Raw genomic sequence first — 15,040 nt, 5'->3', positions numbered from 1 at the left:
CAGCAGTATTCCCCGTTTCAGACGAGCACACCAGCGACCAGTCCGACACCGGTGGGCCAGGTGTTTTGTTCTGGCGGTATTGATGGTGTTTGGTTTGCCACTTCACGCCACGGTGGTCTACCTTCAGGGCTCTGCCAACCCGACGTTTAACCTGCGCTTCAAGGAACTGCTTCAGGAACAACTCGGCAGCCGCATCGATATTCGTTCCTACGGTTCACTGGGTAATTTTGAGGGTCCGCCAGGACCAGTGATCACTTTGGGGCAGGAGGCCCTTAATCAGGTTATCGAACAGGATACCCACCGCCCCATACTCGCCCTTCTGGTGGGACGATCCTACCTGGAAGGAATCTCCAGTGATCACTCTGCACCTGTATCCGCGATCTTCTACGATCCTCCCCTGCTCCGCCAGGCTTTGATTGGCCGGGTGATACTGCCCCAGGCATCGCGTATGGCACTGCTGGCAAGGCCGGGAGAAGCCAGTCGCTACGACACCCTTATTGAACAGCTGGCCTATTACGACATCGAGGCGAGGGTTTTTCTGGTTTCCGGTGAAGATGCCCTGATTCCGGCCCTGAACCGTGCCCTTGGTTTCGGTGACTTCCTGCTGGCCACGCCGGATGAAGCCATCTATAACGCTCGTACCATCAAGCACATACTACTGACTACCTATCGTCGTAACCGGCTGGTTATTGGTCCGGGCCATGCGTTTGTCAGGGCTGGCGTGCTGGCGTCCTCCTATGTACCGCTGGCCGATTACACGGAAACGGCTGCCCGATATATCCGCGAGTGGGAACGTAATGGCAAACTCCCTGCCTCCGCCTACCCGGACGATTTCAGTATCGAGATTAACCGACAGGTAGCACGATCGTTGAACATTCCCCTGCCAGACACTCAGCGGATCATTGAGGAAGTCAAGCGGATGCTCAAGCGGGCTCCTTCGGGGGAAGCGCAATGACCTACCTTAACGGTCAACGCAGCCTGGGAACCCAGCTACTGTTGCTGGGTGCGATTCCCGCGATTCTGATGTTCGTAGGGCTGATGGTGTTTTTCACCAATGCCCGCTTGTCCGATGCCCGGCAGGACCTGTTTGACTCGACCCAGAAACTGGCCGATAACCTGGCCCCTGCCCTGGAATACGCCGTATTGGCGGGGAACCACAACATACTCGATGAGATTCTCGATCAAGCGATGGCCGGCAGTTCCCTGGAATGGATACGGGTGACCGACGTAATGGGGCACGAGGTCGGGTTTATCGGCGGAGAGAACATCGAGCGATGGCCAGGGGAGGAAACACCACGTCCCGGGGTACATCGTTTCACCGCCGACATTCTGCAGCAGCCTGTGGAGCTTGGCGGTAACAGCAGTGTCGAGTGGTTCGAACCCGATTTCCGGATGTCTGCGGGAGCGGTGCGGGTTGGTTCGGTAGAGGTGGCCGTCAGCGAACAGCAGTTGACGGAACGACGCACAGACATCCTGCTGACCTCCGGCGTTGTGGGAATCTCGCTGCTGGTGTTCACCCTGCTGTTGGTGAACCGTATATCCGCAACGTTGCTGGAGCCCATCCGGGCCCTGACCCATCGCGTTGAGCAAATGAACCACCGGAACTACCAGGAAATAGAGCCCACCCGGGCCAGGGTGGTGGAAGTCGCAGAGCTGGAAGACAACCTCAACCAGCTTGCCAGGAACCTGTCGCAACTTCAGGAATCCCGGGATCAGACCCTGGCCCTGTCGGAAGGTGCCCGGGAAAAGGCGGAGTCGGCCAGTCAGGCGAAATCCGAGTTTCTGGCACTGATGAGCCATGAGCTGCGCACACCCTTGAACGGTGTACTCGCCATGGTGGACCTGGTGTCAGAGGAAACCTTGTCGGAGCGGCAGGCCGACTACCTGAACACAGCGAGGCAGTCCACGGAAGACCTGCTCACCCTGATCAATGACATCCTTGACGTATCACGGTTGGACCAGGGCAAGCTTCTGCTCGAGAACCGCCCGTTCAATCCGGTGGAGCTGGCTGAAAACTGCCTGGCCAGCTTTCGTCATACCGCCGAGGAACATGGCCTGACCCTGAAGCTCTCGAGGACCGGCCCCTGGCCCGACAACCCGGAGGTAGCCGGCGATGCAGTCCGGTATCGCCAGGTGCTGGCCAGTCTGCTGGACAATGCCATCAAGTTTTCCAACGACGGGCAGGTGCTCATTGTCATGGACTGGCACCAGGAAGCGGATGACTGTGTATTTATCACCTGCGAGGTCCAGGATGGTGGCGATGGTATACCTGCCGAGCAACTGGCCAGGGTCTTCAACAGCTTTGAGCTTCTGGATTCCTCCCCGTCACGCCCCACCGGTGGTACCGGCATAGGCCTGAGTCTGGTGCAGAAGCTGGTCGAGCTGATGGGCGGCCATGTGGGGCTGACCAGTCATGCCGGCGAGGGCTCCAGCTTCCGCTTCGAGGTGCCCTTCGACCTGCCTTGCGCCTCCAGCCAGGTGGGCGAGGTCCCGCCGGGACCGGATATGGCAGCCCGGCCGGAAGGCACAACGAACCGCCCGGCGCCCAAGGCCCTGGTGGTTGAGGACAACCTGGTTAACCAGCGGGTTGCCAGGACATTGCTGGACCGGCTCGGTTTTGACGCCGAAGCGGTCAGCAATGGACAGGAGGCGGTGGAGCTGGTTACCGACCAGGACGGCCGTTACACCGTGATACTGATGGACTGCCATATGCCGGTCATGGACGGCTTTACTGCGGCCCAGGCGATCCGGGAGTGGGAACGCCGGGAAAGCCGCCGCCAGGTACCCATCATCGCGCTGACCGCCGACGCCCTGCCAGGCACCGAGGATGCGTGCCTGGAAGCCGGCATGAATGCCTACCTGGCGAAACCGGTACGCAAGCATCAGCTACGCCTGGTGCTAAGCCGCTGGGTACCCTTTTAACGTCCGGATGATCGACAAACCCGGGGCAGAGCGCCGTCGTCAGGCGACCGGCGTCCTCATGGTGACGAACTCTTCCGCCGACGTTGGGTGGATACCGATCGTACTGTCGAAATCCGCCTTGGTCGCGCCGCACTTCAGGGCAACCCCGAGGCCCTGCATGATCTCGCCGGCGTCCGGTCCGACCATGTGAGCACCCAGTACCCGATCGGTATCGGCATCCACCACGAGCTTCATCAGGCTCCGTTCATCACGGCCACTCAGGGTGTGCTTCATCGGCCGGAATTCGGAACGATAGATCACCACGGCGTGGCCGGCCTCCCGGGCTTCCGCTTCGGTCAGGCCCACGGTGCCAATATTGGGCTGGCAGAACACGGCGGTCGGGATGTTGCGATAGTCCATCTCGCCCTCGCCATCACCAAACAGGCGGCGGGACAGCACCATGGCCTGGGCCAGCGCCACGGGGGTCAGCTGGGGTGTGCCGATGACGTCACCCAGGGCACTGATGCTGGGGACAGCGGTCCGGAAGCCCTCGTCCACCCGGATATGACCAGATGTCGTAAACTCGATGCCAAGCGCTTCCAGACCCAGACCATCGGTGAGAGCACGACGTCCGGTGGCGGCCAGCACCAGCCCGGTCTCCATCACGCTGCCATCAGACAGGCTGATGGAATACCCGCTGTCTGACTCTTCAACAGCATTGATGGTTGTCTGGAACCGCAGGCGGATGCCCTTCTTTTCAAGCTCACCCACCAGGAACCGGCGGATATCATCGTCGAAGCCCCGCATGAACAGTTCACCCCGGTAAATCAGTGTGGTTTCCACACCCAGCCCCGCGAGGATACCGGCGAACTCAACGGCAATGTAACCACCACCCCACACCACGGCTTCCCGGGGCAGCTGAGGCAGGTAGAACATCTCGTTGGAAGAGAGAATCAGATCCCGACCGGGGACGTCAGGCGTGGCCGGCCAGCTGCCGGTGGCCACGGTAATGTGGCCGGCAGTCAGTTCCCGGTCACCAACCGCGATGGTGTTGGGGTCCTTCAGCGATGCCGTGCCCTGAATAATGGTAACGCCGGCGCCTTCGAGAAGCTGGCCGTAGATGCCATTAAGGCGCTCGATCTCGGCGTTCTTGTTGGCGACCAGGGTTGGCCAGTCAAAACGGATATCGTCATGGGGTACATGCCAGCCATAGCCTGCCGCGTCCTCGATATCCTCGCCGGCATGGGCGCCGTAGACAAACAGCTTCTTGGGCACACACCCCACATTGACGCAGGTACCGCCGAGGTAACGGGATTCAACAATAGCGACCCGAGCACCCCGCTGGGCGGACATGCGGGCCAGACGAACACCGCCGGAACCGGCGCCAATAACAATAAGATCAAAATCCCGGGATTCTGACACGTGGACTCCTGTTCAAGGTAATAGGTTATTCACTGGCAGCCAACGGTGGCGCGTCCGCATCCCTGAACAATACAAAATCCTCGTAGTCACCAAGCCTGATGGTGCCCAGACTGCGAAACCCTTCCGACTCGTAGAACGGCAGGTAACGACTGTTGCCGGTATCGAGTACCAGGCCATTACCGCGGGGGTTCTGGGAGCAGAGCTTCTCCACCGCCGACAGCAGCAGGCGGCCAAAACCGCGATTCTGATACTTTGGCTGCACTCCCATCAAGGGCAACTGGTAAGTTCCCTTGCCAGGAAGCATGGCGCGAATCTTTTCGTGATAATCGAGATACCGCCGGGTAGACGCAAAACCGGCGGTCATGACCATGCGCAGACGCCAGCTGAGCTGCTCCGCCAGATTCAGCCGGAGTTCCGGCTCGCCAATGAAGGCCACCGCCACCAGGGTATTGTCGGCCATTACACCGATAGCTTCCTGGTTCAGCTCGAAATAAAGGTTGAGCAATTCCCGTATGGTGGCCCGAACCCGCTTGTCATACCCGGGCTTGCGGTGATCGAACAGGTACTGAAAAGTGGGCTCATGCCGGTAGGCCTGATAAAGGATGGACTTGGCCTCGTTGAAGGCACTTTCGTCCAGTCGGACAAGGGATGGTTCACGAACACTGTTATTGGTTTTTTCAGTCGTTGCCATGCCTTCTGCCATCGCAGGGACTCCATTGGGCGTTTCAGGAATAGTAAGCGGTACTTTGTCCTATCTCATGTCAGATTGCCAGTGTGAGGCGAACCGACACAATGCCGGGGGTTTCACGGCGGTCCAGGGCAGCCTGATCGATAAGGATGCCATGCTTACTGCTCAGGCTTTCAAGCCAGGCGGCGGCCTTGGTGAAAGGTACGTCCTCCAGCCAAACCCGGATGGCATCGTCACCGCTGGGCTCGAACCGCTGCAGATTCAGCCCGGCTTCGCGGGCAGTGGACGTGACGGTTGCCATCAGTGCCCTGCCATCGGCCGGCTTTTGTGCGTTGTTGCCGGCGCTGCCCTTGTTACCGGACAACTCCCGAATGGTGACCTGGTTTTCCTGCATCCACGCCAGCAGTTCAGCTGCGTTCTGTCGATCCGACAGGGCCTGGTCCTGATACTGGTCTACAGGCCGCCAGATGACAAAATAGACCAGGGCTACCGATACCGCGAGAATCATCAGCTTGAGTGCCTGCTGATCGCGACGTGGCAGGTGATCGTAGCGCGTGATCATTCGTTTGACCGACGGGTTTTCCTTCAGTTTGCTGATCACGGTTAACCTCCTGATACCGTCAGACGGGCCCGGGTGCCCTCTGAGTCATTGACCACGGAACCGACGCTGGCCTCCAGCCCCTGGTTTGCAATGCTGGACCGAAGGGCATTGAGCTTTTCATAGCTGTCCGCCCGCACATCCACCACCAGTTCACCCCGGGAGCTGGTGTAATTGACGGAATTGAATGTCATCGACTGGTTGTTTGCCAACTGCTGGTATTGCTGACCGGTATGTTTCATTAGTGGCAGGAAGCCGGCATCACCGCCCTGCTCGCCGGCAATACGCATCTGCGCCTCGACCATGCGGCGGACGTTGCGGGGTGAAGCCCGCCGGTCATCCGGAAAGGCCTGGTGGTAGATGGCCATGGCCTGACTCTCCAGCGATGTAGCCTGCTGGTTGTGGTAGTAGCCCATGCCCAGCTGGCTGCCTATCAGCAGGACGAACCAGGTAGCTGCGATGGCGATGGCCGGTCGCCAGGGCCTGAACGCGCCGCCCTCGCTATTGCTGGGGGCATACTGGCCCTGACACAGGTTAATGGGGTCAACCGCGTGGTGATAATGCGCGCTTGCCAGCAACTCCGATGCCGACCCTTCCATAGGCTCACGGTGGACACTCAGGCGTGGTGTGCCAACCAGCACGGATATCAGTTCTTCGTGCGTGGTAAAGGCCTGGTCGGTCCCGTAAACCACGACCTGTACCTCGGCGGCCACCTCATCTTCCGAGGGCATGGCCAGGGTCTGGGCAAACACCGCCAGGTTATCGGCCCGCATGGTCATCCACTCTCCACGCCGCGACGCCAGCAAGGCCATGTCGTCACCGAGACAGATGGCCCAGTCGTGGTCCTTCAGTGGCACCAGGGCGGCATCCGGGTAGATGGCTTCCAGCTCCGCGCCTTCCCAGTCCAGGAACCTGTTCAGCCACAACGCCATGCGCTGGTGATCAATGGCGGCAACCCGGTAGCCGTCACCGTCGGCACCCTGCCCGCCAAGGGCCAGATGCACCGACTCCACGTCCTGGGCCAGCTGCTCCTCAACCGCGAATGGCAGGGCCTGGCGTATGAAACGTGCCTGCTTGGCCGGGATGTCCGCAAAACAGAACAGGGCCTCATCCCCGGGTATCAGGCCGACAAGTCGAACCCCGTCCAGGGAGTTCTGACTCAGGGTGTCTTCGATAGTCTCCCGGGTCTCTCTCAGCCCCGTGCTCTGCAGGTCGCCGCTCGCGTCCAGCAGCACCCAGTCGAAACGCAGTTCGCCATCAGGGCTGTCGGCGTCAGCAGGCACCGGTCTTGCGTAGAGATGATATGACATAGCATGCGTCCTTGTTCTATTCCTCGGTCACCCCGTAGGGTTCCTTGGTAATTCTGTGCTTTTGTCCGGTGTCGCGTCGAACCACCGAGAATTCCCCATCCCGGCTACGGTACACCGTGCTGACCAGGTTAACCACGCGGTCATCCCAGGTAACCCGGGAGACCACGTCAAAAAACTCGGAACTCACATTCAGACCCTGGGGCTTCAGCCCCATACCAGCAAACTCTGGCAGTGCCGTAAAATCACCAGTGGTAAGGAATCGCTCCTCTTCGCGGCGCTTGACGACAGCTTCGGCCTGGGCGTCGGTAATCTGCTGGTGCAAGGAGCGGATGACCGGGGCCGACGCCATATTAACATTGATACCGGTACCGGAAACGGGAAGTGCCGCAACATGTGGCCGCAACAACCGGTAGGTTTCCTCGGTCATCCCCTCGATCAGACGCAGCTCCGTGACACTGGCAAAGGGCTGGTTACCGGCCCGGTATGGCGGATCCTTCATCAGGTACTGGCCATCCTCGGCACCGTATGCGGAGATTGGCTCCTCGTCGGGGTCAACCCAGTCAACCAGTGCGTCCACATGGACATCGGTAATGCCCAGCACCATCAGCAAGCGCATCAAACGCTCCCGGGTGGTCTGGTCGATGGCGCCGGTGGGGCTTACCAGGTCGTTGAGGTTGATACGGCCAGACAGATCATCGATCTGTACCTCTACCACGCCGCCGTCGTCCAGCGGCAGCACCGCGGAATGCTTCCACCAGACCTCGTCCGGGCTGTCTACCAGCTCGTTGTCCTCACGGTCGGTCTTGAGGTCCTGGAACAGGATCTGCTGGGCAAAATCTTCAGCACCCAGTGCCACGTTGTACCCCTGGCTCTGGGCCAGAAAGTGTCCGGCGCGGAAGACCCGCACGCTCTGCTGCTGCATCATGCCTGATATCATCATGACGATCAGTGCCATTGATAACAGCACCATGATCAGCGCCATGCCTTTCTGTTGTCGACTGACCGAGTGCGGGGACCCTGGAACACGGGACGCCATCAAGAGCCACCTCCCTGGCTACCCTGCTCTTCCTCGTCATCGTCGTCCTCTTCCCCGTCGCCCTGCCGGCCGCTCTGGGTCAGGTTGGTCTGGACTTGGGTGACATCGAAATCGGGCATCAGGAACAGCCGTGACAATTCGCCAAAGCGATCATGCACAAGGGTGACCTCTACGGCCATGGGCAGGGGAATAACGGGGGCGCCGGGACCACTGGGAATACCCTGGTTGGGTGGCGGCCAGTTATCCTGCCAGGTACGGTTCTCATCGAGGAAGCGAATATCAAGTGCGGTCACATCCGATAGCAGCAGTTGGTCACGGCTGTCTTCTTCCTGGGGCTGGTCGAGCATCGTCCAGTACCGGCGCCGCACTTCGTCGCCGGTGTATTCCCAGGCGCTGCGCTGCAGTTCGCTGCGCTGCTTGCCCAGGGGGTTCCGCCAACCCTGATGGGTCACCACCAGCTCGAACTCCTCACCCTGGGAGCTGATAGCCGGTTCGTAATCCCCATAGATGTTGCGAACAGGACGGCTGATAACCTGTCGCAGATCCCGTTCCAGCAACAGGAAGGTTTTCTGCACCCCCTCGAACTCTTCAGCCACCTCATTGACCCGGTCACGTGACATGATCACGCTGGACATCACCTGCCATACGCCCAGGCCAATCACTGCGGTGATTGACACGGCGATCAGCACTTCCATCAGGGTAAAGCCCCGCTGATGACGACTGACGGGGAAAGGGCGGCCTACCATCACAGGGTCTGCTCCGAATCACGCAGGAACCCGGACAGGCTCTGGATCTGAACCGGATCCCCCGTGCCCCGGTATGTCTGGATATCAACTTCTATCCGTCGCATGGTGGGCTCGTCGGTTTCCGAGACCGTGGTGACGACACGCCAGCGACTACCGGCGTACTCTACTTCTTTGCTGTTCTCTGATACTGGTGGAAACTCCTCCTGGAGACGCACTTCATTCATCTGGTTGCTGGCCAGCCAGGATGCCAGGGTCAGATCCCTGACACGTTCAAAATTACCAATATACTGGCTGCCCACCTGAGATGCGGCGGTAGCGATAAGGCCGAACACCATCAACGCCACCAGCACCTCAATCAGGGTAAAACCACGCTGTCGCATCAGAAGTCTTCCGTGTCCGATGGAGTTTTCATCTCGATCTCGTTGAGGCCATCCGACACCAGCCGATAAACCCGGTCAGAGGACTGTGTCAGCACGAATTCCAGTTCGAACGGGGTGGTTTCGCCACTGGAATAGAAGACAATGTCAGGGCGCAGCTGGTTTCCCTCGTCGTCCTCATCCTCGTCATTGCTGGCAAGCCGGGGAATGTCGCCTTCGCTGAACAGGGTGACGCTCATCCATTCCGGGAAGCCGCGCCCCTGGAACAGACGCTCACTCTCGCTTTTCCACTCCTGGTCACGCTCTCCGTAGACCACGAACCGGTAGCCCTGCTCGTCAATGACCAGGCCCAGCTCCTCATTGTTGAGGATGGCCTGTTCCGATGCCGTCTGCATGAGTACGTAAAGTTCACGGATCTTGCTGGTCATTTCCCGCTGTTGATTGCCACCGCCCAGATTGACGATGGCAAGCGATGCCAGCAAACCCACCAGCACCATGACCACCATGATTTCAATCATGGTGAAACCGGCCTGGCGGAACGGCCTGGAGCCGGGTAAAGCCAACGGGTTACTTGATATCTTCAACACTGATATCCGCGGCGTCGCCCTCGCCGCCCTGGTTGCCATCAGACCCGTAGGAGAACAGGTCGTAGTCGCTGGACCCCAGGTTTATGTACTGATACTCGTTGCCCCAGGGGTCCTCCGGAACGGCATCCAGATAGCCATCGGGGTTCCAGTTCCTGGGCTCGGGAGAACCGCTGGGGCGGTTGACCAGGGCCTCAAGCCCCTGCTGGGTGCTGGGGTAGTGACTGTTATCCAGGCGATACATGTCCAGGGCGTTGGCCACGTTTCTCATCTGGGTCTTGGCTATGGTGACCTTGGCCTGGTCGCTGCGGCCCATGATGTTGGGCGCAACCACTGCAACCAGAAGGCCGAGGATAACCATGACCACCATAATCTCGATGAGGGTGAACCCTCGCTGGTTCCGTTGTTTCATCGTCATTGCTCTCTTTCCTGTTTAAGGCTTCGACTTGGTTTTGCTGGTTTTCAGTTATTGTTATTCGATATTGGTCAACCGATCCGTCGGATGGTTCACCCCACAAGGTTACTCATGTTCAGGATCGGTAACATGATGGCCAGCACAATGATGAGAACCACCACACCCATCACCAGCAGCATCAGGGGCTCGAACAGCCCGACCATGGCCGCAATTTTTGACTGGAGGGTGTTTTCCTGCATCCTTGCGGTCCGCTCGAGCATGCTGTCCAGCTCGCCACTGGATTCACCACTGGCGATCATGTGAAGCATCATGGGGGGGAAGTAGCCGGTCTGCTCGAGGGCCTTGTGGAGGCTGCCGCCTTCGGAAACGGTTTGTGCGGCGTCCCGCAGTCTGGCTCGCAGGTGATCATTGCCCAGAACCTCGCCGGCGATACGCATGGCCTCTACCAGGGGCACACCGCTGGTGGTCAGTATGCTGAGGGTGCTGGCATAGCGGGCCGTATTGATGCCCCGCACCATGCCCTTGAGCAGGGGCATATCCAGCAAGGCCTTGTGGAAGCGTCGTCGGTTGCCCTCCTGGCGTAGCGACATGCTGAACACCACACCGCCGATAATGAGGGCCAGCAACAGAAAGATCCCGTAGCTCGAGAGGAAGTCAGAGATGTTAAGCATGGCCTGCGTCAGGGTGGGCAGCTCCTGCCCCTGCTTGACGAAGACCTCGATGATATCCGGCACCACATAGGTCAGCAGGAACACCACAATGGCGATAGCCACAACCGTCAGGATGATGGGGTAGATGGCGGCCAGCTGAATCTTCTGTCGTGCTTCCTGACGGGCTTCTGTGTAATCCGCCAGGCGATTGAGTACCAGGTCGAGGTGGCCGGCATGCTCACCTGCCGCCACGGTTGACCGGTAAAGTCTCGGGAAAGCCCGCGGGAACTCACCCAGGCTGTCTGCCAGGGTATAGCCTTCCATGACCTTGGAGCGGATGGCAATCATCATGCTCTTCATGGCCGGTTTTTCGGACTGCTGGGCCGCGGCCGACAGGGCCTGTTCAATGGGGATGCCGGACTGGATCAGGGTGGACAACTGGCGGGTAACCAGCGCCAGGTCCGAGGCGCTCAGGCTGCCCCGTCGGCTGAACGAGGCACTGCTGCCCTGCTTCTCCCTGGCCTGGTCCACAGCCAGCGGCGCCATGCCCTTTTCCCGTAACTGCTGGCGAACCGCCTTGGCGCTGTCGGCTTCTATGACACCACTGGTCTGCTTGCCGCGCCTGTCGAGCGCCTTGTAATCGTAGGCTGGCATCAGCGGCTCCGGTGGGTCACACGGAGGACCTCTTCCATGGTTGTCACGCCACTGAGAATCTTCTGGACACCATCGGCATGAATACTGGGCCCGAACTCACGGGCCACTTTTTCCAGGTCCAGCTCCCCGGCGCGCTTGTGGATCATCGAGCTCATGGCATCCGTGATTTCGACCACCTCATAGATGCCGATACGCCCCTTGTACCCCAGGTTGCTGCAATGTTCACAGCCCTTGGACCGGTAGATGGTGGGCGGGTTAGCCGGGTCAGCCTGGATAAACTCGCACTCTTCCGCCGAGGGCTGATACTCCTCCTTGCACTCCTGGCACAGCACCCTGACCAGGCGCTGGGCCACCAGACCCACCAGACTGGAGGAAATCAGGAAGGGCTCGATGCCCATATCCATCATCCGGGTAATGGCACCCACGGCGGTGTTGGTGTGCAGCGTGGACAGTACCAGGTGACCGGTCAGACTGGCCTGGATGGCGATTTCCGCCGTTTCCAGATCCCGGATCTCACCAATCATCACCACGTCCGGATCCTGACGGAGAATGGCGCGCAGGCCCCGGGCAAAGGTCATGTCGACCTTGGTGTTCACCTGGGTCTGGCCGATGCCCGGCAGGTTGTACTCGATGGGGTCTTCCACCGTCAGGATGTTGCGGCTGCGATCGTTGATCTCCTGCAGGCCCGCATAGAGCGTGGTGGACTTACCAGAACCGGTGGGACCGGTGACCAGCAGGATGCCATAGGGGCGCTTGACCATCTTGCGCAGCAGCTCCAGGTCACGCCCCTTCATGCCCAGCGATTCCAGCTTGATGTTGCCGGCGTTCTTGTCCAGCAGACGAAGCACTACCCGCTCGCCACTGGCCGAGGGCATGGTGGACACCCGGATGTCCACCTCGCGGCCGGCGACCCGCAAGGCAATACGGCCATCCTGGGGCACCCGCTTCTCGGCAATATCCATTTTTGCCATAACCTTGATCCGCGATACCAGCAGCGGTGCCAGCGCCCGTTTCGGCTGCACCACCTCACGCAGCACACCGTCAACCCGGAACCGCACCACCAGGCGTTTCTCATAGGTTTCGATGTGAACGTCCGAGGCGCCCGACTTGACGGCTTCGGTGAGGATGGCGTTGATCAGGCGGATAATCGGCGCGTCGTCTTCCTGCTCCAGCAGGTCTTCGGTCTCGGGCACGGACTCGGCCAGCGAGGCAAGGTCCATGTCGTCACCGATGCCTTCCACCATCTGCATGGCTTCGGCAGAATCGTTCTGGTAGGCGTTGTTAAGGGCCTCGTCGAAGTGGTCGGGGTCAATGGACTCGAATCGCGCACGCCCGCCACTCATCCGGTTGGCCTCGGCCAGTGCGTTGTGAGGGGCACCGGGACGAACCAGTATCACCGTTTCACCGGAGGCGTTGCGGGTAAGAATTACCCCGTTGCGCTTGGCAAAGGTGAAAGGAAGCCGTCCCAGCGGAGCATCCTGCGGCTGGATTTGCGTTTCAGTAGTCAAGGTCATCCCCGTGTGTCAGTCCGAACGGTCGTCAAGCGCGTCAAAACCCGCCTCCCTGACAGCCGTTTCTTTTATTATTCCCTGTAGGTGTGAAGGCTACCACAGGTTTTGGCGCCCGCTGAATAACTCAATACACTATAATGACCGTAAAGCTGTTACATTGTGATGGGCGTCTTTTTTAAGGCTTTTCAGGAAGAACGGCGGCGTTATTGATGAAGGTTTCCAGCTTGTAACGGGGCAACAGAGCCCTGTACCAGCCACCCTTCAGGTGCTGCCAGGCAAGCAAATATAAGGATAGTCATGTCTGCTCTTAGTGCCAGACTGCCCCTGATAACCGCATCGCTGCTCACCGTTGCCATGGTCGGCACACTGGGATGGCAGGGATACCGGTTCTGGGAACAGGAACAAACACAACAATACCAGGCCACGGCCCGGCCCGCGGCGGAGTCCAGCCGCCCTGCCCGGCAGCAGCCCCAGATACCGCTCGCAAACGTGGAAATGTTCGGCCGCGCCGCTCCCGAGGGCATGACCGCCGACCAGGATACCGAAGATCTTCCGGAAACCAATCTGCGCCTGTTCCTCCGTGGTGTACTGGCCGGCAACGAGGAGCAGCCAGGAAGTGCACTGATCGAGGATGACAGAAACCGCACAGAGGTCTATATCATTGGTGATGAACTTCCGGGGAACGCCAAGCTGCGTTCGGTGCATGCCAACCGCATAATCATCGAGCGTGGCGGCAAGCTGGAAAACCTGTATTTCCCCGAGACAGACGATTCCCGGGGGGTAGAACTGGCGGCCATTGACAACAACACCCAACCGGACCCGGTACAGGCCCGGCAAGGTGGAGGCAGCCAGACCCGGGCACCATCAACGCCTCAGGCCACCGACGAGCGTCGTGAACAGATACGCCAGCGGCTGGAAGAGCTGCGTGAACGGCTGAGAGACCAATAACGATGAGGTAGCTTCATGTCACAAAAGCGGCAGGCGCCCAGACGCAGCTCCCTGCTCCTGGTCGTGATGTTCTCCGCTTTTGTTGCTGCCTTTGAACTTGGCCCGGACCTGCTTCAGTACATTGAAGATGAATACGGTGCAGCAGCCCGGGCCAGGTTACAGAACTGGGAACGTCTCCACGACATCGCTGATTCCGCCACCATCCGGCGACAGATCCAGCTGGTCAATTCCTTCTTCAACCGCACCCCCTTTCTCAGTGACCTGGAACACTGGAACCAGGAAGACTACTGGGCCACCCCGGTGGAAATGCTGGCCACCAATGGCGCCGATTGCGAAGACTTCTCCATCGCGAAATACCTCACCCTGAGATCTCTGGGGGTTCCCGACGACCAGCTCCGGATCGTGTACGTCAAGGCCCTGGAGCTTAACCAGGCCCATATGGTCGTCGCCTGGTACCCCACTCCGGACGCTGACCCGCTGATACTCGACAACCTCATTAACCAGATCAAACGGGCCTCCCAACGTACTGACCTGGAACCTGTTTACAGCTTCAACGGTGAAGGCCTCTGGCGCATAAGCGGCAGCCGCACCAAACGCTCCGGCACCGCAGAACAATTACGGCACTGGCGCTCCCTCCAGGAACGGCTGATCGATATCCTCAAATAATCCAGCTGACACTACCTGCCCTACTTGCAGATTTTTATTATCCGGTTTACGTTAACGTAAACGTACAGGCGAACCTCTTTATGACCTCCAGAGCCCAATACTCCATCAGCGATCTGGCCCGGGAATTCGACATCACCACCCGCACCATCCGCTACTATGAAGAAACCGGCATGCTCGCCCCGACAAGAGACGGCCAGACGCGGCTCTATAGCGACGCCGACCGGGTAAAGCTCAAACTGATCCTGCGGGGCAAACGCCTGGGCTTCAGCCTGTCGGAATCCCGGGAGCTCATCGAAATGTACGACCCGGATTCCGACAACCGTCACCAGATCAATGCTCTACTGGATAAAATTCAGAAACGACGTGAACAGCTTGAAGCTCAGCTTCACGATATCCAACTGATGCGGGAAGAGCTTGACGAGGCGGAAGCGAAGTGTCTGGAGGCACTAGGTGATCCGGAGGAAGCGTGAACCTTAATTTACAGATTCTTTGAGGCGAATATCTCCCAAGTTCGCCCTGCCTCCAAGTTAACAA

At 59.4% G+C, this 15,040-nt stretch carries 16 protein-coding genes; 5 read left to right on the top strand and 11 right to left on the bottom strand.

Translation table 11 applies throughout. The features are described from left to right. Positions 1-82: 82 nt before the first annotated feature. Complete coding sequence (locus ACFOZ5_RS08230) at positions 83-955, top strand: ABC transporter substrate-binding protein (protein ID WP_379886555.1); 873 nt, start codon at positions 83-85, stop codon at positions 953-955. After that, positions 952-2,922 carry a hybrid sensor histidine kinase/response regulator gene (locus tag ACFOZ5_RS08225; protein WP_379886554.1) on the top strand — a complete coding sequence of 657 codons (1,971 nt, stop codon included), beginning with the start codon at positions 952-954 and terminating at the stop codon, positions 2,920-2,922. The genes ACFOZ5_RS08230 and ACFOZ5_RS08225 overlap by 4 nt, the downstream gene beginning before the upstream one ends. A 39-nt stretch (positions 2,923-2,961) precedes the next feature. Here the strand turns inward: ACFOZ5_RS08225 and gorA are convergent, their stop codons facing one another. The 11 genes from gorA to gspE form a co-directional block, all read right to left on the bottom strand. Then, positions 2,962-4,323: a glutathione-disulfide reductase gene (gene gorA / locus ACFOZ5_RS08220; RefSeq protein ID WP_379886553.1), complete on the bottom strand. Its 1,362-nt coding sequence runs from the start codon at positions 4,321-4,323 to the stop codon at positions 2,962-2,964. 25 nt (positions 4,324-4,348) lie between these two features. After that, positions 4,349-5,014 carry a GNAT family N-acetyltransferase gene (locus ACFOZ5_RS08215; protein ID WP_379886552.1) on the bottom strand — a complete coding sequence of 222 codons (666 nt, stop codon included), beginning with the start codon at positions 5,012-5,014 and terminating at the stop codon, positions 4,349-4,351. Between the two features lie 70 nt (positions 5,015-5,084). After that, complete coding sequence (gene gspM, locus ACFOZ5_RS08210) at positions 5,085-5,612, bottom strand: type II secretion system protein GspM (protein WP_379886551.1); 528 nt, start codon at positions 5,610-5,612, stop codon at positions 5,085-5,087. A 2-nt stretch (positions 5,613-5,614) separates the two neighbouring features. Further along, positions 5,615-6,919, bottom strand: coding sequence for a type II secretion system protein GspL (gene gspL / locus ACFOZ5_RS08205; protein ID WP_379886550.1), 1,305 nt, complete (start codon positions 6,917-6,919; stop codon positions 5,615-5,617). A 16-nt stretch (positions 6,920-6,935) separates the two neighbouring features. Beyond that, positions 6,936-7,955: a type II secretion system minor pseudopilin GspK gene (gene gspK, locus ACFOZ5_RS08200; protein ID WP_379886549.1), complete on the bottom strand. Its 1,020-nt coding sequence runs from the start codon at positions 7,953-7,955 to the stop codon at positions 6,936-6,938. After that, entirely contained in the window at positions 7,955-8,701 is a 747-nt protein-coding gene (gene gspJ / locus ACFOZ5_RS08195; protein ID WP_379886630.1) for a type II secretion system minor pseudopilin GspJ, read from the bottom strand. Before gspJ ends, gspK begins: the two co-directional genes overlap by 1 nt. Next, complete coding sequence (gene gspI, locus ACFOZ5_RS08190) at positions 8,701-9,081, bottom strand: type II secretion system minor pseudopilin GspI (RefSeq protein WP_379886548.1); 381 nt, start codon at positions 9,079-9,081, stop codon at positions 8,701-8,703. The genes gspJ and gspI overlap by 1 nt, the downstream gene beginning before the upstream one ends. Further along, positions 9,081-9,665 (bottom strand): type II secretion system minor pseudopilin GspH, encoded by a 585-nt coding sequence (gspH, locus tag ACFOZ5_RS08185; RefSeq protein ID WP_379886547.1) that lies wholly within the window; start codon positions 9,663-9,665, stop codon positions 9,081-9,083. Before gspH ends, gspI begins: the two co-directional genes overlap by 1 nt. Further along, positions 9,646-10,080 carry a type II secretion system major pseudopilin GspG gene (gene gspG / locus ACFOZ5_RS08180; protein ID WP_379886546.1) on the bottom strand — a complete coding sequence of 145 codons (435 nt, stop codon included), beginning with the start codon at positions 10,078-10,080 and terminating at the stop codon, positions 9,646-9,648. Before gspG ends, gspH begins: the two co-directional genes overlap by 20 nt. Positions 10,081-10,169: 89 nt before the next feature. Continuing rightward, entirely contained in the window at positions 10,170-11,381 is a 1,212-nt protein-coding gene (gene gspF / locus ACFOZ5_RS08175) for a type II secretion system inner membrane protein GspF (protein ID WP_379886545.1), read from the bottom strand. Next, positions 11,381-12,895, bottom strand: a complete 1,515-nt coding sequence (gspE, locus tag ACFOZ5_RS08170) for a type II secretion system ATPase GspE (protein WP_379886544.1) — start codon at positions 12,893-12,895, stop codon at positions 11,381-11,383. Before gspE ends, gspF begins: the two co-directional genes overlap by 1 nt. A gap of 294 nt (positions 12,896-13,189) precedes the next feature. Here gspE and ACFOZ5_RS08165 point away from each other — a divergent pair, with 294 nt between their 5' ends. The 3 genes from ACFOZ5_RS08165 (at position 13,190) to ACFOZ5_RS08155 (ending at position 14,976) form a co-directional block, all read left to right on the top strand. Further along, positions 13,190-13,840 (top strand): type II secretion system protein N, encoded by a 651-nt coding sequence (locus ACFOZ5_RS08165; protein ID WP_379886543.1) that lies wholly within the window; start codon positions 13,190-13,192, stop codon positions 13,838-13,840. 15 nt (positions 13,841-13,855) lie between these two features. Then, positions 13,856-14,506, top strand: coding sequence for a transglutaminase-like cysteine peptidase (locus ACFOZ5_RS08160; RefSeq protein WP_379886541.1), 651 nt, complete (start codon positions 13,856-13,858; stop codon positions 14,504-14,506). Between the two features lie 80 nt (positions 14,507-14,586). Next, complete coding sequence (locus tag ACFOZ5_RS08155; RefSeq protein WP_379886540.1) at positions 14,587-14,976, top strand: MerR family transcriptional regulator; 390 nt, start codon at positions 14,587-14,589, stop codon at positions 14,974-14,976. The last annotated feature ends 64 nt before the right edge of the window (positions 14,977-15,040 follow it).

It is taken from the genome of Marinobacter lacisalsi (assembly GCF_042651045.1).
Taxonomy (GTDB): domain Bacteria; phylum Pseudomonadota; class Gammaproteobacteria; order Pseudomonadales; family Oleiphilaceae; genus Marinobacter; species Marinobacter lacisalsi.
This window is presented reverse-complemented; position numbering and strand designations above follow the sequence as displayed.

What these genes read in the sequence shown, in the direction of transcription:
- ACFOZ5_RS08230 (WP_379886555.1), top strand. Translation starts at nt 83, where the DNA reads ATGGTGTTTGGTTTGCCACTTCACGCCACGGTGGTCTACCTTCAGGGC.
- ACFOZ5_RS08225 (WP_379886554.1), top strand. Translation starts at nt 952, where the DNA reads ATGACCTACCTTAACGGTCAACGCAGCCTGGGAACCCAGCTACTGTTG.
- ACFOZ5_RS08215 (WP_379886552.1), bottom strand. Translation starts at nt 5,014, where the DNA reads ATGGCAACGACTGAAAAAACCAATAACAGTGTTCGTGAACCATCCCTT.
- gspL (WP_379886550.1), bottom strand. Translation starts at nt 6,919, where the DNA reads ATGTCATATCATCTCTACGCAAGACCGGTGCCTGCTGACGCCGACAGC.
- gspK (WP_379886549.1), bottom strand. Translation starts at nt 7,955, where the DNA reads ATGGCGTCCCGTGTTCCAGGGTCCCCGCACTCGGTCAGTCGACAACAG.
- gspJ (WP_379886630.1), bottom strand. Translation starts at nt 8,701, where the DNA reads ATGGTAGGCCGCCCTTTCCCCGTCAGTCGTCATCAGCGGGGCTTTACC.
- gspI (WP_379886548.1), bottom strand. Translation starts at nt 9,081, where the DNA reads ATGCGACAGCGTGGTTTTACCCTGATTGAGGTGCTGGTGGCGTTGATG.
- gspG (WP_379886546.1), bottom strand. Translation starts at nt 10,080, where the DNA reads ATGACGATGAAACAACGGAACCAGCGAGGGTTCACCCTCATCGAGATT.
- gspF (WP_379886545.1), bottom strand. Translation starts at nt 11,381, where the DNA reads ATGCCAGCCTACGATTACAAGGCGCTCGACAGGCGCGGCAAGCAGACC.
- gspE (WP_379886544.1), bottom strand. Translation starts at nt 12,895, where the DNA reads ATGACCTTGACTACTGAAACGCAAATCCAGCCGCAGGATGCTCCGCTG.
- ACFOZ5_RS08165 (WP_379886543.1), top strand. Translation starts at nt 13,190, where the DNA reads ATGTCTGCTCTTAGTGCCAGACTGCCCCTGATAACCGCATCGCTGCTC.
- ACFOZ5_RS08160 (WP_379886541.1), top strand. Translation starts at nt 13,856, where the DNA reads ATGTCACAAAAGCGGCAGGCGCCCAGACGCAGCTCCCTGCTCCTGGTC.
- ACFOZ5_RS08155 (WP_379886540.1), top strand. Translation starts at nt 14,587, where the DNA reads ATGACCTCCAGAGCCCAATACTCCATCAGCGATCTGGCCCGGGAATTC.